13 protein-coding genes and 1 pseudogene are annotated in these 19,672 nt (G+C 70.6%); 8 read left to right on the top strand and 6 right to left on the bottom strand.

The genetic code is table 11. The annotated features are described in order from the left end of the window. Positions 1-370: 370 nt before the first annotated feature. Positions 371-1,030, bottom strand: coding sequence for a helix-turn-helix domain-containing protein (locus ABZY11_RS20910; protein WP_356480563.1), 660 nt, complete (start codon positions 1,028-1,030; stop codon positions 371-373). Between the two features lie 199 nt (positions 1,031-1,229). On the opposite strand from ABZY11_RS20910, the gene ABZY11_RS20905 reads away from it, so the two are divergent. Both ABZY11_RS20905 and ABZY11_RS20900 read left to right on the top strand, forming a co-directional pair. Further along, positions 1,230-2,435 (top strand): cytochrome P450, encoded by a 1,206-nt coding sequence (locus ABZY11_RS20905; RefSeq protein ID WP_356480562.1) that lies wholly within the window; start codon positions 1,230-1,232, stop codon positions 2,433-2,435. Between the two features lie 3 nt (positions 2,436-2,438). Further along, positions 2,439-2,651 carry a ferredoxin gene (locus tag ABZY11_RS20900; protein ID WP_356480561.1) on the top strand — a complete coding sequence of 71 codons (213 nt, stop codon included), beginning with the start codon at positions 2,439-2,441 and terminating at the stop codon, positions 2,649-2,651. Positions 2,652-2,780: 129 nt separating this feature from the next. On the opposite strand, the gene ABZY11_RS20895 is transcribed toward ABZY11_RS20900, so the two are convergent. The 4 genes from ABZY11_RS20895 to ABZY11_RS20880 form a co-directional block, all read right to left on the bottom strand. Beyond that, a complete protein-coding gene (locus tag ABZY11_RS20895) occupies positions 2,781-4,553 on the bottom strand; it encodes an ABC transporter ATP-binding protein (RefSeq protein WP_356480560.1) in 1,773 nt (590 codons plus the stop codon). Further along, positions 4,550-6,310, bottom strand: coding sequence for an ABC transporter ATP-binding protein (locus tag ABZY11_RS20890; protein ID WP_356480559.1), 1,761 nt, complete (start codon positions 6,308-6,310; stop codon positions 4,550-4,552). Before ABZY11_RS20890 ends, ABZY11_RS20895 begins: the two co-directional genes overlap by 4 nt. A gap of 680 nt (positions 6,311-6,990) precedes the next feature. Further along, entirely contained in the window at positions 6,991-8,853 is a 1,863-nt protein-coding gene (locus ABZY11_RS20885) for an ABC transporter ATP-binding protein (RefSeq protein WP_356480558.1), read from the bottom strand. After that, a complete protein-coding gene (locus tag ABZY11_RS20880) occupies positions 8,850-10,700 on the bottom strand; it encodes an ABC transporter ATP-binding protein (RefSeq protein ID WP_356480557.1) in 1,851 nt (616 codons plus the stop codon). Before ABZY11_RS20880 ends, ABZY11_RS20885 begins: the two co-directional genes overlap by 4 nt. 172 nt (positions 10,701-10,872) lie before the next feature. Between ABZY11_RS20880 and ABZY11_RS20875 the strand changes: the two genes are divergently transcribed. The 4 genes and pseudogenes from ABZY11_RS20875 to ABZY11_RS20860 all read left to right on the top strand — a co-directional run bounded on the left by ABZY11_RS20875 (position 10,873) and on the right by ABZY11_RS20860 (position 14,555). Next, positions 10,873-11,775 (top strand): ABC transporter ATP-binding protein, encoded by a 903-nt coding sequence (locus ABZY11_RS20875; RefSeq protein ID WP_356480556.1) that lies wholly within the window; start codon positions 10,873-10,875, stop codon positions 11,773-11,775. 1 nt (position 11,776) lies between these two features. After that, positions 11,777-12,568, top strand: a complete 792-nt coding sequence (locus ABZY11_RS20870; RefSeq protein WP_356480555.1) for an ABC transporter permease — start codon at positions 11,777-11,779, stop codon at positions 12,566-12,568. A 31-nt stretch (positions 12,569-12,599) separates the two neighbouring features. Beyond that, positions 12,600-13,888: pseudogene (locus ABZY11_RS20865) on the top strand (sensor histidine kinase). Positions 13,889-13,907: 19 nt separating this feature from the next. Beyond that, entirely contained in the window at positions 13,908-14,555 is a 648-nt protein-coding gene (locus tag ABZY11_RS20860) for a response regulator transcription factor (RefSeq protein ID WP_356480554.1), read from the top strand. 24 nt (positions 14,556-14,579) lie between these two features. Here ABZY11_RS20860 and glgX read toward each other — a convergent pair whose 3' ends face one another. Beyond that, the gene (gene glgX, locus ABZY11_RS20855) at positions 14,580-16,811 is read right to left on the bottom strand and encodes a glycogen debranching protein GlgX (protein ID WP_356480553.1); all 2,232 of its coding nucleotides are present in this window, start codon (positions 16,809-16,811) and stop codon (positions 14,580-14,582) included. 154 nt (positions 16,812-16,965) lie between these two features. Here glgX and ABZY11_RS20850 point away from each other — a divergent pair, with 154 nt between their 5' ends. Further along, complete coding sequence (locus tag ABZY11_RS20850; RefSeq protein WP_356480552.1) at positions 16,966-18,192, top strand: Ig-like domain-containing protein; 1,227 nt, start codon at positions 16,966-16,968, stop codon at positions 18,190-18,192. A 213-nt stretch (positions 18,193-18,405) separates the two neighbouring features. Then, positions 18,406-19,653: an Ig-like domain-containing protein gene (locus tag ABZY11_RS20845; protein WP_356480551.1), complete on the top strand. Its 1,248-nt coding sequence runs from the start codon at positions 18,406-18,408 to the stop codon at positions 19,651-19,653. Positions 19,654-19,672: the final 19 nt, after the last annotated feature.

The raw sequence follows: 19,672 nt of genomic DNA, 5'->3' as shown, positions 1-19,672 counted from the left end.
ACCCGGACAGAATGACGCCCACGCGCCGTCCACCACAGCACCCGGACGGCGCGTCACATCACAACAGGGCAAAGGTTGCCTGATGCGGCACTAGCCACACCGTCCGCCCGGCACGGGGGAGCCGGTCATGATTCTGTGGCACACCGCGCTCCCAGGCTTGGTCATGCGCCGATCGCCCCCTTCGGGGTGCGGTGCCGTTGGTGGGAGTGGTGCGGCGCCGCGGCTGCCAGGCGCATGATCAGGCGTAAGAGCTGTGGACCGGGTGATGTGTGATCGGGCCGGGCAGGGCAGTGATTCATCGCCCGCCGCGGGCGATCCGGGGCGTCCTCGGGAACTGGTCGGCCGGCTGCCCGGGTTCGTCCGAGCCCCCTCACGCCAGGAGGCTGCGCCAGCGGTCGGCCGACTCCATGATGTCCAGGCTGACCCGCTCCAGGAATGCCCCTGCCTTGGCCATCCGCCGCCCCACGGGGCTGTCGGGCCCGGCCGCCTCCGCCGTGGCCATCGCGGACTGCGCCGCTTCGAGCGTCTGCCGCGTGCTGAGGACGATGGATTGGTACCAGGCCTCGTCGTCGATCACGTAGATGTCGCGACGCCGCTGCGGATCGCGCTCGCGCCGGACATAGCCGTGCTGGACGAGGTAGTTCACGGCCAAGGAGACAGAGGCGGGGCTGACCTTCAGCCTGCGGGTCAGTTCGGCCGCGGTGCGCCTGCCGTCCTCGGACAGCAGCAGGTCGACGTGCACGCGTGCGGTCATCCTCGGCAGCCCCGCCCGGACCGCCATCTCGATGATCTCCTCTCCCGCCCTGTCACCCGGTGGTCCGGCCGCGCGCGGGGGTGTCGGTGTGCCGCGCCGCGCTCGCCGGCCCGTCGCCCGGTGCGCCCGCTGGGGCTGGTAGCCGCCGGAGCCGCCGTTGCGTCCGATCTCCCGGCTGATCGTCGAGGTCGGCCGGTCGAGCCGCCTCGCGATCTCGGCGTAGGAGAGCCCGTCGGCGATTCCGGCCGCGATGCGCTGGCGGTCCTGCTGGGTCAACCGTTCTCCTGGCATGCCGTCAGTATTGCTTTCGCCATCATTCATTGCAACGCGATATTGCATTCGAGTCCAGCGTCATTGCATCAATTTTCCGCAGTTCACCTGGGGAAATGCAATTCTGTTTATTGACAGTCATTCTGAATGCAACGTAGCTTTCGAGCATCGTCAAACGCGCACTATCGCGAGATGAGGGATGGTCATGGGTGAATTCCTGCACACCGTCGCGACGACGCCGACGGCGCGTCCGTCCGGCTGCCCCTTCGACCCGCCGGCAGAGCTGGTCGACGCCCGCCGGCACAGCGCCATCAGCCACTACACCTTCCCCGGTGGACAGCCCGGCTGGCTGATCACCGGATACGACCTGGTCAGGTCGGTCCTGGCCGACTCGCGGTTCAGCTCACGCAAGGAGCTCATGCTCCACCCGACCATCGACTACGGAGACATGAAGGCACCCCCGGCGCCGCCCGGCGAGTTCCTCCTCATGGACGAGCCCCGGCACAGCCGCTATCGAAAGCCGCTGATGGGCAAGTTCACCGTACGACGGATGCGACTGCTCACCGAGCGCATCGAGCAGATCACCGCCGACCACCTGGACGCCATGGAGGAGGCCGGGCCGTCGGCGGACCTGGTGACCGCGTTCGCCAAGCCCATCCCCGCCATCGTGATCTGTGAACTGCTGGGGGTGCCGTACCGGGACCGGGGTTCCTTCCAGGAGCAGGTCGACTCGTTCATGAACGGGGAGACGAGCGACGAGGACCTGATCGCGGCCTATACGGGGACCCAGCACTACCTCGCGGAGCTGGTGGCCGCCAAACGCGCGAACCCCACCGACGACGTGCTCAGCGACCTCACCGACAGCGATCTGACCGACGAGGAACTGAGGGGGATGGCCCTGCTCCTGCTGGCGGCCGGGCTCGACACCACCGCGAACATGCTTGCCCTCGGCACCTTCGCGCTGCTGCGCAACCCGGAGCAACTGGCCGCGCTGCGCGCCGATCCCGCGCTCACCGACCGGGCCGTGGAGGAACTGCTGCGATACCTCAGTGTCGCGAAGACGTTCATGAGGACGGCGCTGGAGGACGTCGAGGTGGGCGGCCGGACCATCGAGGCGGGCTCGCGGGTGATCCTGTCGTACAACACCGCCAACCGCGACCCCGAGCGCTTCGCCGACCCCCATGTGCTCGACCTCCGCAGGCAGGACGGCGGGCACCTGGCCTTCGGCCACGGCATCCACCAGTGCCTGGGGCAGCAGCTGGCCCGTGTCGAGATGAAGGTCGCGTTCCCCGCGCTGTTCAACCGCTTCCCCACACTGCGTCTGGCCGTACCGCCCGAGGAGGTTGCGCTGCGTCCGGAGACCGCGGACGTCTACGGGGTGAAGAGCCTCCCGGTCACCTGGGAGGCGTGACCGATGAGGATCACCGTGGACGCCGAGCGCTGCGTCGGCTCCGGAATGTGCGTGCTGACGGCCGGTGAGGTGTTCGACCAGCGTCAGGACGACGGCAAGGCGATCGTGCTGCGACCCGAGCCGTCCGCCGGGGCGCGGGACTCGGTTCGTGAGGCCGTCGACCTGTGCCCCGCCGCGGCGATCGCCCTGTCGGCCCCCGGTCCCCCGGTTTCGTAGGCCGCCGCCCATGGACGGCCTCCACCCGCCCCGAGCAATCGGCGCCGCTGGCTCTCCACGGTCGGTCACAGTCGGTAGGGGCAGCACAGAACCCGCGAGATCTGTCCGGGGCGGCGATGGGGCGCCGGCTCAGGGTGCGGGCGGCCGTTCGCCGTGCCAGGAGCGCCAGAGTGCGGCGTAGGCGCCGTCGGCCGTCACGAGCTCGTCATGGGTGCCCAGTTCGGTGATCCGGCCGTCCTCCATCACGGCCACCCGGTCGGCGTCGTGGGCCGTCTGCAGGCGGTGGGCGATGGCGACGACGGTCCGGCCTTCGAGCACGGCGGCCAGCGCCCGCTCCGTGTGCCGGGCGGTCCTCGGGTCCAGGAGCGCGGTGGCCTCGTCGAGTATCAGCGTGTGTGGGTCGGCCAGCACCACGCGCGCCAGGGCGAGCTGCTGCGCCTGGGCACCGTCCGGCCGGTGTCCTCCGTGGCCCAGATCGGTGTCCAGGCCGTCCGGCAGCTCGTCGGCCCAGTCGGCGCCGACGGCGGCGAGCGCCGCGCGCAGTTCGGTATCGGTGGCACCGGCCGAGGCGATCTGCAGGTTGTCCCGGACCGTGCCGAGGAACACGTGGTGCTCCTGGGTGACGAGGACGACGTGTCGGCGCAGCTGGTCGGGGTCCAGGTCGGCGACCGGGACCTGCCCTACCGTCACTGAGCCGGTGTGCGGTGTGTCCATGCCTGCCAGCAGTCTGCCCAAGGTGGTCTTGCCCGCACCGGAGGGGCCGACGATCACCAGTCGCTCGCCGGGCAGGACCGTCAGGTTGACGCCGTGCAGGACGTCGCTTCCGTCGTCGTAGGCGTAGCGCACATCGGCCACTTCGATCCGGTCGTCGGTCGGTGTGGGGGAGGCGGCCGGTGGTGCTTGCGGTGCCGGGCCGAGGCCCTCGACCCTGGCGAAGGAGGCGCTGCTGCTTTGCAGTTGCTCGATCCGCTGCAGGATGGTGTCCAGGGGCTGGGAGAGCTGCCGCAGGTACAGGGCCGAGGCGACCACTGCGCCGAGGCTCATCGTGCCGTGATCGTGCAGCACGCCGCCGATCAGCAGGACACCGACCACGGGAATGACGTAGGAGATGTCCACGGCCGGGAAGAGCACACTGCGCAGGAACAGTGTTCGGGTCCGGGTGCTCCGGCACCTTTCGATCTCCTCTTGGCATGCCGTGATGCGGCGCTGCTGCAGGCCGAGGGCTTCGACGGTGCGGGCGCCGGCAGCGGTGGCCGCGAGTTGCTCCGCGAGAGCCGAGTTGGCGGCTCCCTCGGCAAGGTACGCGATGAGGGCTCGGCGCAGATACCAGCGGGCGGCGAACCGGATACCGAGCAGGCCCAGCACCCCGCACGCACCGAGCAGCGGGTCAAGCGCGAAGACCGCACCGAGGATGAACAACACCTGGACTCCGGCGATGAGGACCTCGGACCCGGCATCCCGGAGGGCGGCGCCGACCGCGGCGACATCGGTGGTGCCACGGGTCATCAGGTCGCCTGTGCCGGCCCGCTCGACCACCGCGGCGGGCAGCGCGAGCGCCCGGTCGGCGAACTGCTCACGGATACGCGCCAGGGTCCGCTCGCCGAAGCGGTGTCCGACGTAGCCGGCATAACGGACCAGGAGGAGCTGCGCCAGTGCGAAGACGAGGATGGTGAGCGCAAGGCGGTCCACTGTGGACACTCCGCTGCCGGCCCTGACCTCGTCGATGATGCGGCCGAGCAGCCACGGGCCGACGAGTCCGGCACCTGCGGCCAGCGCGTTGAGGCCGATCATGGCGGCGAAAGCGCGAGCGTCCAGTCGGATCAGCCGGAGCGCCGCCTGGCGTATCCGAAATGGTTCGGCGATGGGCAGGGCTCGGGCCGTCGGCTGGGAGCCGGCAGTCATCGCACGGCCTCCTGGAACGGCGGGACGGTTCCTTCGTCCGGGCGGTCGTGGCCGTCGTCATCCACGCTGCGGGACACCAGGAGGCGGTAGCCGGGCTGCCGGTCCAGGAGTTCACGATGGCTGCCGACGGCCGCGACGGAGCCGTCGACCAGGTAGTACACGGTGTCCGCCTGGTCCAGCAGGAGCGGTGACGTGCTGGTGACGACTGTGGTGCGGCCGGACCGTGCGGCGCGCAGTCGGGTCGAGATGGCCGCCTCGGTGTGTGCATCGACCGCAGAGGTGGGCTCGACCGCGAGGAGTACCTCGGGATCGGCGAGCAGGGTCCGGACCAGCCGGATGCGCTGCCGCTGACCTCCGGAGAGGTTGCGGCCCTGCGCGTCGACGGGCGAGTCGAGCCCGTCCGGCAGGCTGCGGACGATGTCCTGCGCCATGGCCGCGTGGACACCGCGACCGATGGTTTCCTCGTCCCGGTCCCACTTGCCGCAGATCACCTCGCGCAGCGAACCGGCGAACAGATCGGCCTCGTTGTCGGCGACGAGGATCCGCCGGCGAACGTGCGTCAGGTCGATCTCGTCGAGGCGTATCGCGCCCCAGGTCGCGGCCGACTCGACGAATCGGCCGAGACGGTCGACCACCGCCGCAGACTCCGACGGCCGGGCGCTGACCAATGCGGTCAGTCTTCCGGGCGCCACCTCGACGCCGGATGCCGGATCACGAAGCGTGGACGGCGACCCGGGCCCGTCCGAAGCCGCGTCCCTGTCGACGGAATCGGGCTCCAGAGCCAGGAAACGTATGACTCTGCGGGCAGCGACCAGTCCCCGGCTGAGGTCGTAGCCGCCCTCGATGAAGAACGAGACCGGCACCACAAGGACCGCGACGTAGCCGTAGACGGCAACCAACTCGCCAAGAGTGATGGCCTGTTGAGCGGCCATCCGGGCCGCCAGCCAGGTCACGGCCCCGAGGAACAGGGTGGGAAGGCCGACACCAAGGGCCTGGATCCAGCTGGTCACCGCGCCGACGCGGTACCCCTCCGCCTGCAACGTCCGCGAGCCGCGCCGGTAGCGCTCGGCATACACCTCCTTACCGCCAATACCATTGAGGACGCGTAAGCCCCCGACAATGTCCTCGAAACGAGCGGCGAGCCCGCCCTGCTGCTCCCGGTACGTCGCCTCGACGCCCTGCAGCCGCCCCAGCAGTGGACCGACCAACACCGCGAGCAGTGGCACACCGAGCAGCACCACCACGGCGAGCAGCGGCGAAACGGTCAGCAGCAGCGCGGCCACAACGACATAGGCGAGGACCGCGCCGACACCGGGGCCGGTGATGGTCAGCGTGTTGGCGATCACGGCGACGTCGCCGAACCCGATCGTGACGACTTCCCCGGCCGTGACCCGGCGCGGCAGCGCCCCGCCCAGCCTGGTCGCCTGCATGACCACAACCTGTACAGAACGAAAGGCGGCGTCCAGCCGCACCCTGGTCATCGTGCGGTGTCGCATGATGGCCAGCCACGCGTTCAACACCCCCACACCCAACAACGCCGCGACCCAGCCGACCAGTGCGGACTGCTGTCCTGGTTCCAGCCCGTCGTCGATGGCGCGGGACAGTAAGTACGGCGGCAACGTCAGACAGAGCATCCAGGCGCTGCCAAGCAGCGCACCGGCGGCGATCCGACGGCGCTGACTGGTGATCAGCCACCACAGGTACCGCATGGCGCTGCGACAGTCCGGGGTCCCCGGATCCATGTACGAATCTTTCATCTACCACACGTTAGTGATCGCTGGCCGAGTCGTCCGGGAGACCGGGGACGGCACTGAGTGCCCTGCGCGTCCCGGCGCGAAGGCTCGCAAGAGATCGACAGTTGGCAACGGGTGGGATAGATCAGTGGTCAGCCGCCCAGACCACACCAGTGCCAAAAGTGGCGTTCGCGCCTCGTGGTCGGGGCGCCCGGCCGCCAGCCGCCGCTCGGCGACCCCGAGCCGATCAACGTCCTGCACGCTGTCCCAAGCCCGTTCGATCTCGGCCTCTGGGACCACGCCGGGACTGCGGCAGGCCGCGAGGAACCGAACGTGCTCCAGGACCACCCGATCCGCCCCGGACCAGATTTCGTACTCCCAACCGTGGCGTTCGACCAGTTCACCCGGCCAGGCCAACGCCTCCGTGATTTGTGGATCCGTGAGCCGATCTGCAGGCTTGACGTTCACCACCTGCACCACTCCCCACTCCATGACCAGCAGGAAGTCCGGCACATGCCGTCGTAGCGGACTGACGCTATCGGCTGTTCGCACGTCCCACGTACCCGGGCTGAAACCTGAACGGTCATACGGCGGTAGCTAGTTACTGTCCGGAGTCAGTGCGCACAGATTCCTGGAATTGCGCATTCGGTGCGCACCCCACGAGCACAGTGCGCACCGAATCGCGGATCCTACACGGAGGCCGCTCACGTCAGGCTCTCCCGCCACGCCCGGTGCAGCCCCGCGAAGCGGCCCGTGCCGGCGATGAGTTCGGCCGGGGCGCCGTCCTCCACGATGCGGCCGTGCTCCATCACCAGGACCCGGTCCGCGATCTCCACCGTGGAGAGGCGGTGGGCGATCACCACCGCGGTGCGGCCGTGCAGCACCGTGTCCATGGCCCGTTGCACCGCCCGCTCGCCGGGGACGTCCAGCGAGCTCGTCGCCTCGTCGAGGATCAGCACCGCCGGGTTCGCCAGCAGGGCGCGGGCGAAGCCGACCAACTGGCGCTGGCCGGCCGAGATCCGGCCGCCCCTCTTGCGTACGTCGGTGTCGTATCCGTCGGGCAGTCCGCTGATGAAATCGTGCGCGCCGATCGCCTTGGCGGCCTGCTCGATCTCCGCACGGGTCGCGTCCGGGTTGCCGATCGCGATGTTCTCGGCGACCGTCCCGGAGAACAGGAAGGCCTCCTGGGTCACCATCACCACGCCTCGCCGCAGCTCCGGCACGGCCAGGTCGCGCAGATCCGTACCGTCGAGCAGCACCCGGCCGTCCGTCGGGTCGTAGAACCGGGCCAGCAGCTTGGCCAGCGTCGACTTGCCCGCGCCCGTCGATCCGACCACGGCGACGGTCTGCCCGGCCGGGACCGTCAGATCGAAGCGGGGCAGCACCTCGCCGCCCGTGCGGTACGCGAAGCGCACCTGGTCGAAGACGACCTCGCGGCCCGGGTGTTCGCCCGTGAGGGCCGGCAGCTCGCGCGGGTTCGACGGCTCGGGGACGGACGGGGTCTGGGCCAGCAGACCCGCGATCTTCTCCAGCGAGGCAGCGGCCGACTGGTAGGAGTTGAGGAACATGCCGAGCCGGTCGATCGGGTCGTACAGCCGGCGCAGATAGAGCACGGCCGCGGCCAGCACCCCGAGCGCCAGGGTGCCCGAGGCCACCCGGTACGCCCCCCAGAGCACGATTCCGGCGACCGCGGTGTTGGCGACCAGCCGGGAGCCGACGACATAGCGCCCCATCTCCAGCATCGCGCTGCCGTTGGTCCACCGGTGCGTGTTGTTGAGGCCCTCGAAGTGCGCGTCGTTGACGGGCTCGCGGCGGAAGGCCTGGACGGGGCGGATGCCGTTCATCGTCTCCGCGAACTTCACGATGACCGCGGCGATCGCCGACGACCGCTCGGCGTACAGCACTCCGGCCCGCCGCTGGAAGCGCCGCACCAGCAGATACAGCGGGACGAAGGAGAGCACGGCCGGCGCGCCCAGACCGAAGTCCAGCCAGAGCAGCATCAACGAGATGGAGACGAAGGACAGGACGACGCCGATCAGCTCCTGAAGTCCCTCGCTGAGCAGCTCCCGCAGCGACTCCACGTCCGTGGTGGAACGGGAGATCAGCCGGCCCGAGGTGTAGCGCTCGTGGAAGTCCACGCTGAGCGCCTGCGCATGACGGAAGATCCGCCCGCGCAGATCGAGCAGCGCGTCCTGGTTGATCAGGGCGGCGACCCGGACGAACGCGTACTGCATGCCCCCGGCCACCGCCGAGCACAGCGCGTACCCGACCGCCACCGCGATCAACGGCCCGTAGTCCGCGTCCCGGAACGCGGGCACCCCGCTGTCGATGGCGTACGCGACGAGCAGCGGGCCGGCCTGGACCGCGGCCTGTTGGACCAGCAGCAGCAGCGCGGTCAGCGCCATCCGGGCCTTCATCGGCCGCAGCAGCGATCTCAGCAGTGCCCGGGTCGCGCCGGGCGGGGTGGGCAGATCGTCCCGGTCGAAGCGGTCCCCGGCGCCCTCGGGGCCCGCGGCGTCCGCCGCGTCCTCGGCGGGGGAGGAGTCCGCGGTCGTCGTACTGGTCATCGGGTGCCCTTCTCGGCGAGGAGGTCCTCGGCGGACAGGTCGGGGAAGGCGTCCTCGGCGGGCGCGTCCGCCGCGCCCTCGGCGCCCGACATCAGCCAGGCGTACTCGGGGCTGCTGCGCAGCAGTTCCTGATGGGTGCCGACGGCGGCGATCCGGCCCTCCGAGAGCAGCGCCACCCGGTCCGCGAGCATCACCGTGGACGGCCGGTGCGCGACCACGATCGCCGTGGTCTCCGCCAGGACCCGCCGCAGCGCGGCCTCCACCAGCGCCTCCGTGTGCACGTCCAGTGCGGAGAGCGGATCGTCCAGGACCAGGAAGCGCGGCCGGCCGACCACGGCGCGGGCCAGCGCCAGCCGTTGCCGCTGTCCGCCGGAGAGGCTGAGGCCCTGCTCGCCGACCTGGGTGCCCACGCCCTCGGGCAGATCGTGCGCGAAGTCGGCCTGGGCGATGGCGAGTGCCCTGCGCAACTCGTCCTCCCCGGCCCCCGCGGCGCCCATCAGCACGTTCTCCCCGACGCTCGCCGAGAAGAGCGTCGGCTCCTCGAAGGCCACGGACACCAGCTCGCGCAGCCGCTCCCGGGGCATGGTGGTGATGTCCGTACCGTCCAGGGTGATCCGCCCCGCGGTGGCCTCGTGCAGCCGCGGCACCAGGGCGGTGAGCGTCGTCTTCCCGGAACCCGTCGCCCCGACCAGGGCCATCGTCTCGCCGGGCCGGATGCGCAGATCGATACGGGACAGCACGGGCACGGAGCCGGGCGCCGCGTCGGGATAGCGGAACTCCACGCCCTCGAAGACCATTTCACCGCGGGACGGTCCGCTCTCCGGGGCCTGCCCGGCGACGGTGGGCGCGTCGTCCTCCTCGGCCACGTCCATCACCTCGAAGAACCGCTCGGTCGCCGTCGCCGACTCCTGGCTCATCGCCAGCAGGAAGCCGATCGACTCGACCGGCCACCGCAGCGCGAGCGCGGTGGAGAGAAAGGCGACCAGGGTGCCCGCGGAGAGGCCGCCGTCCGCGACCTGGACCGTGCCGAGCACCAGTGCCGCACCGATGGCCAGCTCCGGGATCAGGGTGATGGAGCCCCAGATGCCCGCGAGGAGACGGGCCTTGCCCAGCTCCGTGGTGCGCAGCCGCTCCGAGAGGGAACGGAAGGAGAGGGCCTGGCTGCGGTGCCGGCCGAAGCCCTTGATGATGCGGATGCCGAGCACACTCTCCTCGACGACCGTCGTCAGATCACCGACCTGGTCCTGGGCCCGGCGCGCCACCGCCGAGAACTTCGTCTCGAAGACCAGGCAGATGATCACCATCGGCACCACCGGAGTGAGCAGCACCAGTCCCAGCGTCCACTGCTGCATCAGCAGGATGACGAAGCCGATCAGGATCGTCGCCCCGTTGACCAGCAGGAAGGTCAGCGGGAAGGCCAGGAACTGACGCAACAGCATCAGGTCCGTGGTCGCACGTGAGAGCAACTGCCCCGACGGCCAGCGGTCGTGGAACGCCACCGGCAGCCGCTGGAGATGCCGGTACAGATCGGCCCGCATCGCCGCCTCGACCCCGGCCAGCGGCCGCGCCACCATCCACCGTCGCACCCCGAACAGCGCCGCCTCGCCGATGCCCAGCAGCAGCAGGTACAGCGCGCCGAGCCAGACCCCGCCCGGGTCGCGGTCCGCCACCGGCCCGTCGACGATCCACTTCAGTACGAGGGGGATCACCAGGCCGACGCAGGACGCGGCGATCGCCACCAGCGCGGCGCCGAACAGACGCTTGCGTACCGGCTTCACATAAGGCCACAACCGCAACAGGGACTGAACGGTGGACCGGTCCTTGGGCTCTGCATGTTTTTCGGGCATCACAGTCGAGCCTACGGTTCACCCTGACATCGCTCATGTGGTTTTTTCGGCCGACGGGCGGTGGCCGGGCCCGGGGAACGCAGGTCGTAGCCCGTATCAACCGATCGGCTGATGCCCCTTCGAGCGCGATGGACGATGGTGCGCCGGACCCCGCGACGCGATGCTCGGGGTCATGGCAATCATCGAAGTGAACGGGGTGCAGAAGGCGTACGCCGGGCGCACCGTGGTCGACGGAGTGAGCTTCGCCGTCGACGAGGGGGAGATCTTCGGGATCCTCGGCCCCAACGGCGCGGGCAAGACCACCACCGTCGAGTGCGTCGAGGGATTGCGGGTTCCCGACGCCGGTACGGTCCGCGTCGCCGGACTCGACCCCGTCGCCGACCACGACCGGGTCACCCGGCTGCTCGGCGCCCAGCTCCAGGAGAGCGAACTCCAGCCCAAACTCACCGTGGCCGAGGCGCTGGAGCTGTACAGCGCCTTCTACCCGGCCCCCGCCGACTGGCGGGAGCTCGCCGAACGGCTCGGCCTGCACACCGCGTACGGCACCCGCTTCGCCAAGCTGTCCGGCGGTCAGAAGCAGCGGCTGTCCATCGCGCTCGCCCTGGTCGGCAACCCGCGCGTGGTGGTGCTCGACGAGCTGACCACCGGCCTGGACCCACGGGCCCGCCGGGACACCTGGAAGCTGATCGAGGACGTACGCGACAGCGGCGTCACCGTTCTGCTGGTCACCCACTTCATGGAGGAGGCCAGGAAGCTCTGCGACCGGATCGCCGTCATCGACAAGGGGAAGGTCGTCGCCCTCGACACCCCGTCCGGCCTGATCGGCAAGGCGGACAGCTCCACGGTCATCTCCTTCACCCCGTCGCGGCCGCTCACCGACACCGAGCTGGGGCAGCTGCCCGGCGCGGCCTCCGTGGGGCGCGAGGACGACCGGATCGTCATCAGCGGCACCGACGAGACGGTCAACGCCGTGATCTCCCTGCTGGCCCGGCACAGCATCACCGCACACCGGCTCCGCATCTCCGAGGCGACGCTCGACGACGCCTTCCTCGACCTCACAGAACAGGCGGCCTGAGATGACCACGGCGAACCCGGCCACGGCGCAGGCCGCGACGGCACCCGCACCGGCATCCGCGCGCAAGGCGGTGCTCAGGTCCGAGACCCGGCTCTTCCTCCGCGAACCCGCCGCCCTGTTCTGGATCCTCGTCTTCCCGACCGCGCTCATGACGATCCTCGGCCTGATCCCCTCCTTCCGGGACCCCGACGACGCACTCGGCGGCCGGCGCGTCATCGATCTGTACGTACCGGTGGCGGTGCTGCTCGCCGTGATCATGTCCGGGCTGCAGGCCATGCCGCCCGTACTCACCGGCTACCGCGAACGCGGCATCCTGCGCCGGATGTCCACCACGCCGGTACGCCCCTCCGCGCTGCTCACCGCGCAGATCGCCCTGCACGGCGCCGCCGCCCTCGGCTCCGCCGCACTGGCGATGGCCGTCGGCCGGGTCGCCTTCGGCGTCGAACTGCCCGGACAGCCCGTCGGCCATGCCCTGGCGCTGCTCCTGTCGACGGCGAGCGTGCTGACCGTCGGCGCACTGCTCTGCGCCCTCTCCCGTACGACCAAGGCGTCCGCCGGCATCAGTTCGGTCGTGAACCTCCTGATGATGTTCACCGCCGGCGTCTGGATCCCGGTGCAGTCGATGCCCGACACCCTCCGGAACATCGTCCGGCTCACCCCGTTCGGCGCGGCGTCCGAGGCGCTGGACCGGGCGGCGTCCGGCGGCTGGCCCGGTTTCACCCAGCTCGGTGTGATGGCGGTGTGGACGGCCCTGGTGACGCTGCTCGCGACCCGCCTGTTCCGGTGGGAGTGACCGTCACGCGGGGGACGTGGAGACTGCGTCCATGAAAGCGTGGGACACGGCAACGGCGCACAGGAAGCGCACGATGAGCGCCGAGCTGGGGTGGGAACGGTTCTTCAGGTACGCGCCCTACGGGTTCCTCGGCCTGAGCACCGTCGTCTCGGCCGTGACCTCCCCGCTCATCATGGACCGCGCGGACGTGTACGCCGTCGTAGTGCTGGTGCCGGTGGCCTTCGCCCTTCAGCTGTGGTGGGGGAGGGTCAGGCCGGCCGTTCCTCCCAAATCGCGGGCGTCGCAGTTCTACTACGTCGCCCGCTTCGCGCTCGCCTTCGCACTGACCTGGTGCAACCCGTTCTTCTCGGTGTTCGCGATCCTCGGATACTTCGACACCGGCCGACTGCTCCCGCGCCGGGCCGTCCGTCCCGCGCTGCTGGCCACCGCCGTCATCATGGCGGGCGCGCAGTGCGGCAGCGGCCTGCCGCCGGTCTCCCTGATGAACTGGGTCGCCTTCGCCGCCCTGTTCGGCCTGCACGCCACCCTCACCATGGTCTTCGCCAAGATCGGCGACCGCGAGGCCGACCACGCCCGCACCCAGGTCGACACCATCGCCGAACTGGAGTCGGCCAACGCCCGCCTCGAACAGGCCCTGGCGGAGAACGCCGGGCTGCACGCCCAGCTCCTGGTCCAGGCCCGCGAGGCGGGCGTCGCCGACGAGCGCCGCCGGCTCGCCGCCGAGATCCACGACACCCTGGCCCAGGGCCTGGCCGGCATCATCGCCCAGCTCCAGGTGGTGACCTCGATCGGCGACACCGACCCGGCGCTGGCCCGGGTGCACCTGGACCGCGCCGCCGCCCTGGCCGGCACAGCCTCGGCGAGGCGCGTCGCTCGGTCCACGACCTGGTCCCCGCCGCACTGGAACACGACGACCTGCCGGGCGCGCTGAAGCGCACGGTCACCGACTGGGCGGAACGCCAAGGAGTCCGGGCCGAGTTCACCGTCACCGGGACCGTCGAGCCGGTCCACGACGAGATCGCCGCCACCCTTCTCCGGATCGCCGAGGAGGCCCTCGCCAACGTCGGCCGCCACGCCGGGGCCTCCCGGGTCGGTGTCACGCTCTCGTTCATGGGGGACGAACTCACCCTGGACGTACGGGACGACGGCTGCGGCTTCGATCCGGCCGCCCTGCCGCCGTACAGCGGTGCGGGCGGCTTCGGGCTCGGTGGCATGCGGGCTCGCGCCGAGCGCATCGCGGGCACCGTCGAGGTGGAGACGGAGACGGGCCGCGGCACGGCGGTCAGCGCCCGGGTCCTCCTGGTCCGGCACACCCGATGACCAGTACGGTTGGCCTGCCATGGCTCAGGAATCCGCACGCGTCATCACGCTCGTCGTCGTCGACGACCACCCCGTCGTACGGGACGGTCTGCGCGGCATGTTCGATTCGGCCCCGGGCTTCGAGGTCCTCGGAGAGGCGTCGAACGGGGTGGAGGGGGTCGATCTGGTGGTCCGGCTGGACCCCGATGTCGTCCTGATGGACCTGCGGATGCCGGGCGGCGGCGGAGTCGCCGCCATCGCCGAACTGGCCGGGCGCGGTGCCCGGTCCAAGGTGCTGGTCCTCACCACGTACGACACCGACTCCGACACCCTGCCCGCGATCGAGGCCGGGGCGACCGGCTATCTGCTCAAGGACGCGCCCCGCGACGAGCTGTTCACCGCCGTCCGCGCCGCCGCCGACGGCCGTACCGTGCTTTCGCCCGCCGTCGCCTCCCGGCTCATCTCGCGGGTGCGCACCCCCGCGGCGGGCGGCGAGGCGCTGTCGGTCCGCGAGCGCGAGGTGCTCGAACTCGTCGCGAAGGGCACGTCGAACCGGGAGATCGCCGCCGAGCTGTTCATCAGCGAGGCGACCGTGAAGACCCATCTCACCCATGTCTTCGCCAAGCTGGGCGCCAAGGACCGGGCCGCGGCCGTGGCGATCGGCTACGACCGGGGCATCCTCGGCTGACCCGGCCGCACCCGCTCACCCCGCTCACCCCGTGACGCGCAGCAGCTGCACCGACCTGGGCGGCACGGTCAGCGTCCCGTCGCCCGGGTGGGTGGTGCCGGGGGCCGTGGCCTGGTCCTCCCGCGAGGTGTCCAGGACCAGCTCGTAGCTCTGTGCCCACGGCGGCCCGGGGAGCCGGAAGCCGGACGGCCGGTGGTCCGCGTGCAGGATCGCCAGAAAGCTGTCGTCCGTGATCTGTTCGCCCCGCGCGTCCCGGCCGGGGATGTCGCGCCCGGAGAGATAGAGCCCGACCGTGGCGGCCGGCGCGTACCAGTCGGCCTCGGTCATCTCCGTACCCCCCGGGGTGAACCACGCCAGGTCCCGCAGCCCGTCCGCCGCCTGTGGCAGCCCGGAGAAGAAGGCCCGGCGGCGCAGCACCGGATGGCTGTGGCGCAGCCGCAGCACCCGCGCCGTCAGCTCGGTCAGCTCCCGCCAGACGGGCTGTTCGAGCAGCGACCAGTCCAGCCAGCCGACCTCGTTGTCCTGGCAGTAGGCGTTGTTGTTGCCGCCCTGGGTACGGCCCATCTCGTCGCCCGCGACCAGCATCGGCACCCCCGTCGACAGCAGCAGCGTGGTCAGCAGATTGCGCAGCTGGCGGCGGCGCAGCGCGTTGATCCCGGGGTCCTCGCTCTCGCCCTCGGCACCGCAGTTCCAGGCCCGGTTGTCGTTCGTGCCGTCCCGGTTGCCCTCGCCGTTGGCCTCGTTGTGCTTGTGCTCGTAGCTCACCAGGTCGCGCAGGGTGAAGCCGTCGTGCGCGGTGACGAAGTTGACCGAGGCGTACGGGCGCCGGCCGCCCCACGCATAGAGATCGCTGGACCCGGTCAGCCGGTAGCCGAGGTCGCGTACGTCGGGCAGGGCGCCGCGCCAGAAGTCCCGTACGGCGCCCCGGTAGCGGTCGTTCCACTCGGTCCACAGCGGCGGGAAGGCGCCCACCTGATAGCCGCCGTCGCCGACGTCCCACGGTTCGGCGATCAGCTTCACCCGGCGCAGCACCGGGTCCTGGGCGATCACCGCGAGGAACGGCGAGAGCATGTCGACGTCGTGCATGGAGCGGGCCAGCGCGGCCGCCAGGTCGAAGCGGAAGCCGTCGACACCCATCTCCGTCACCCAGTAGCGCAGCGAGTCCGTGATCAGCCGCAGCACCTGCGGCCGGACCACGTGCAGGGTGTGGCCGCAGCCGGTGTAGTCGGCGTATCTGCGGGCGTCGGGCTGGAGCCGGTAGTAGCCGCGGTTGTCGATGCCGCGCAGCGACAGCATCGGACCGAGCTCGCCCGCCTCGGCCGTGTGGTTGTAGACCACGTCGAGGATCACCTCGATCCCGGCGTCGTGCAGGGCCCGCACCATCCGCTTGAACTCGCCGACCTGCTGGCCCGCGGTGCCGCTCGCCGAGTAGTCGGCGTGCGGGGCGAAGTAGCCGATGGAGTTGTAGCCCCAGTAGTTGTGCAGCCCGCGCCGGAGCAGATGGTCCTCGTGGGCGAACTGATGGACCGGCAGCAGTTCCACCGCCGTCACCCCGAGCCGCAGCAGATGCCCGATCGCCGCCGGATGGGCGAGCCCGGCGTACGTGCCCCGCAGCTCCTCGGGGATGCCCGGGTGCAGCTTGGTGAAGCCGCGTACATGCAGTTCGTAGATGACGGAATCCGCCCACGGGGTCTTGGGCCGGCGGTCCTCCGCCCAGTCGTCGTCGTCATGGACCACGACCCCTTTGGGGACGTGACGAGCGGAGTCCCGTTCGTCGCGGACGGTGTCGGCGACCTGCTGCTGCGGCCAGTCCCTCACATGGCCGTACACCTCGGCCGGAAGCGTGAACGAGCCGTCCACCGCTCGCGCGTACGGATCGAGCAGCAGTTTCGCCGGGTTCCAGCGGGCCCCGGTCCAGGGGTCCCAGCGGCCGTGCACCCGGTAGCCGTAGCGCTGCCCCGGCCGTACGCCCGGCACGAAGCCGTGCCGGATCTCATGGGTCAGCTCGGTCAGCACGAGCCGGTGCTCGGTCCCGTCCTCGTCGAAGAGGCAGAGTTCGACGGCCTCCGAACCACCGGCCCAGAGCGCGAAGTTGGTGCCCGCGACCCCGTCGGGGCCCACCCGGAACCGGGCCCCGAGCGGTGTCGGGGCACCGGGCCACACGGCGGGCGGCTGCCCCGGCACGACCTCCCGCCGCTGCCGCCCGGCGGCCGTTTCCGGCTCCTGCACTGCCTCCTGCTCGGCTGCGCTCGACACCTGCTCGCCTCCCGCGGCTCGTGGGGACCGGCACCGAAAGGGAGCGCACGGCGTCCCGGCCGCGGCTCCCCGAGTGTGGTCCTCCCCTCTGTTTCTGCCCACCCCGGCGCCCGCACTCACGTTTCCCCCGACCGGCCCCCGTCGTTGGGGGGACGTGAACCACGTAGCGAAGAAGCCGGTGGCGAACCCGGCCACCGTGCTGACATGGGCAGGACTGCTCGTCGTGCTGGCCGTACTGAGCGGCTGTACCGGCGCCGGATCGATCTTCAGCGGGAAGGCAAACCCGCCGCAGGACCTGATCCAGGTCACCCCGCAGGACGGGGCGAAGAACATCGGCCCGGACGAACGGATCGCGGTGAAGGTCCCCGACGGGCGGCTGGAGAGTGTCGAGGTGACGCGGATCGAGGACGCGCAGCGTCAGGAGGTGCCGGGCCGGATCGCGGACGACGGCCGGTCCTGGGCGCCCCTGGGAGGGGCGGGCCGGCTCGGGCTCGCCGCCAAGTACAGCGTGGACGCGGTGGCCGTGGACGGCTCGGGGAACCGCTCGGCCCGCCACACCACCTTCGCCACGGTCGTGCCCCAACACCGCTTCATCGGTTACTTCAAACCGGAGAACCGGTCCACGGTCGGCACCGGGATGATCGTCTCCTTCGACTTCAACCGGCCGGTCACCAACCGCGCGGCCGTGCAGAAGGCGATCCGGGTGACCGCCGTTCCGCCGGTCGAGGTGGTGGGGCACTGGTTCGGCGAGGACCGGCTCGACTTCCGGCCCGCCGACTACTGGAAGCCGGGCACCGAGGTGACCGTCGAGATGGCGCTGCGCGATGTGGAGGGCGCGCCGAACGTGTACGGCACCCAGGACAAGAAGGTCGTGTTCGAGATCGGCCGCTCCCAGACGTCCCTGGTCGACGCGGCCGCGCACACCATGGAGGTGCGCCGCGACGGGGAGCCCGTCTCCACCGTCCCGATCACGGCGGGCGCCCCGGGGACGACGGCCACGTACAACGGGAAGATGGTGGTCACCGAGATGCACGACATGACCCGGATGGACGGCCGCACGGTCGGCTTCGGCGGCGAGTACGACATCAAGGACGTCCCGCACGCCGTCCGGCTCACCGAGTCCGGAACCTTCCTGCACGGCAACTACTGGTCGGACGAGGACATCTTCGGCTCGGACAACGTCAGCCACGGCTGTGTCGGGCTGCGCGACGTGCGGGGCGGCAGCAGCGAAACCCCGGCCGGCTGGTTCTTCGACCGGACACTCATCGGCGATGTGGTCGAGGTCGTCAACTCCGAGGACGGGCAGGTCGCGCCGGACAACGGGCTCGGCGGCTGGAATCTGGACTGGACCCGGTGGAAGGCAGGCTCCGCCCTCCGCTGAGGCCCCGTAGGACCGCCCCGGCCCGCCGCGTCCCGCGCCACCCGGTGAAGGCCCGGGACAACTTGGGACTGAACGGTGACATCCGGGGGGTCATTTCCCCACGGCCGGTGTGATTATCTTTCGCTGAGCGCGCATGTGCAGCGCGCGGGGGAGGGGGCCTTCGGGCTTCCGGGGTCTTGGCGGGGCCAGGCCGTGCGAGGGGAGACGACCACATTGAACGGGCAGCCGATATCGGGGACATCGGCCGGGGCGAACAGCGTGCGGGGCGGGCGAGGGTCCACCGGACTGCTGGCTCTGGTACTGGGTGCGCTGCTGTTGCTGGTGACGGCGTGCGGCGGCGGAGACGACGCCGGCAGCGGTAAGGGCGGCAAGGGGGGGACGGTCGACGACACCTCCGCCTCGCAGGCCGTGGTGACCATCGCGCCCAAGGACGGCGCGGACTCCGTCGCGACCAGCGGGGCGCTGAAGGTCTCGGCCGACCGGGGGAAGCTGACCACGGTCAAGGTCTCCGACCCCAAGGGCGCCGAGGTCGAGGGGAAGATCGCGGCGGACGGCGCGAGCTGGGCGCCGGACCAGCATCTGGCCGCGGCGACCAAGTACAAGGTCCACGCGGTCGCCAAGGACTCGGAAGGCCGTGAGTCGGCGAAGGACACCAGCTTCACCACACTGGTTCCGCAGAACACCTTCATCGGGCAGTACACCCCGGAGGACGGCTCCACGGTCGGCGTCGGGATGCCCGTCTCGATCCACTTCACCCGCGGCATCACCGACCCGGACGCGGTCGAGAACGCGATCAAGGTGACGGCCGAGCCGTCCGTCCCGGTCGAGGGCCACTGGTTCGGCAACGACCGCCTCGACTTCCGCCCCGAGGAGTACTGGGCCGCGGGCACCAAGGTGACCGTCAAGCTCAACCTCGACGGCGTCGAGGGACGCCCCGGTGTCTACGGCAAGCAGGCCAAGACGATCTCCTTCACCATCGGCCGCAAGCAGGTCAGCACGGTCGACGCGAGCACGCACCGGATGAAGGTCGTCCGCGACGGTCAGCAGATCAAGGACATCCCGATCTCGGCGGGCGCCCCGGCGACCACCACGTACAACGGCCAGATGGTCATCAGCGAGAAGCTCAAGGTGACCCGGATGAACGGTGACACCGTCGGCTTCGGCGGCGAGTACGACATCAAGGACGTGCCGCACGCAATGCGGCTGTCCACCTCGGGCACCTTCATCCACGGCAACTACTGGGGTGCCTCCAGCATCTTCGGTTCGACCAACACCAGCCACGGCTGCGTCGGTCTGCAGGACGTGCGCGGTGCCTGGAGCAAGAAGACCTCGGCGGCCTGGTTCTTCGACAACTCGCTCATCGGTGACGTCGTGGTCGTGAAGAACTCGCACGACAGCACGATCCAGCCGGACAACGGCCTCAACGGCTGGAACATGTCCTGGTCGGAGTGGACCAAGTAGCCCTCTGAGCAAGGAACGC

This window comes from Streptomyces sp. NPDC006510, assembly GCF_040611955.1.
GTDB lineage: Bacteria > Actinomycetota > Actinomycetes > Streptomycetales > Streptomycetaceae > Streptomyces.
Note: the sequence above shows the minus strand (reverse complement) of the source record. Positions and strands in the feature narration are given on the sequence as shown.

Excerpts from the sequence above, each read along its gene's own strand:
- ABZY11_RS20905 (WP_356480562.1), top strand. The coding sequence starts at position 1,230 with ATGGGTGAATTCCTGCACACCGTCGCGACGACGCCGACGGCGCGTCCG.
- ABZY11_RS20900 (WP_356480561.1), top strand. The coding sequence starts at position 2,439 with ATGAGGATCACCGTGGACGCCGAGCGCTGCGTCGGCTCCGGAATGTGC.
- ABZY11_RS20895 (WP_356480560.1), bottom strand. The coding sequence starts at position 4,553 with ATGACTGCCGGCTCCCAGCCGACGGCCCGAGCCCTGCCCATCGCCGAA.
- ABZY11_RS20890 (WP_356480559.1), bottom strand. The coding sequence starts at position 6,310 with ATGAAAGATTCGTACATGGATCCGGGGACCCCGGACTGTCGCAGCGCC.
- ABZY11_RS20885 (WP_356480558.1), bottom strand. The coding sequence starts at position 8,853 with ATGACCAGTACGACGACCGCGGACTCCTCCCCCGCCGAGGACGCGGCG.
- ABZY11_RS20880 (WP_356480557.1), bottom strand. The coding sequence starts at position 10,700 with ATGCCCGAAAAACATGCAGAGCCCAAGGACCGGTCCACCGTTCAGTCC.
- ABZY11_RS20875 (WP_356480556.1), top strand. The coding sequence starts at position 10,873 with ATGGCAATCATCGAAGTGAACGGGGTGCAGAAGGCGTACGCCGGGCGC.
- ABZY11_RS20870 (WP_356480555.1), top strand. The coding sequence starts at position 11,777 with ATGACCACGGCGAACCCGGCCACGGCGCAGGCCGCGACGGCACCCGCA.
- ABZY11_RS20860 (WP_356480554.1), top strand. The coding sequence starts at position 13,908 with ATGGCTCAGGAATCCGCACGCGTCATCACGCTCGTCGTCGTCGACGAC.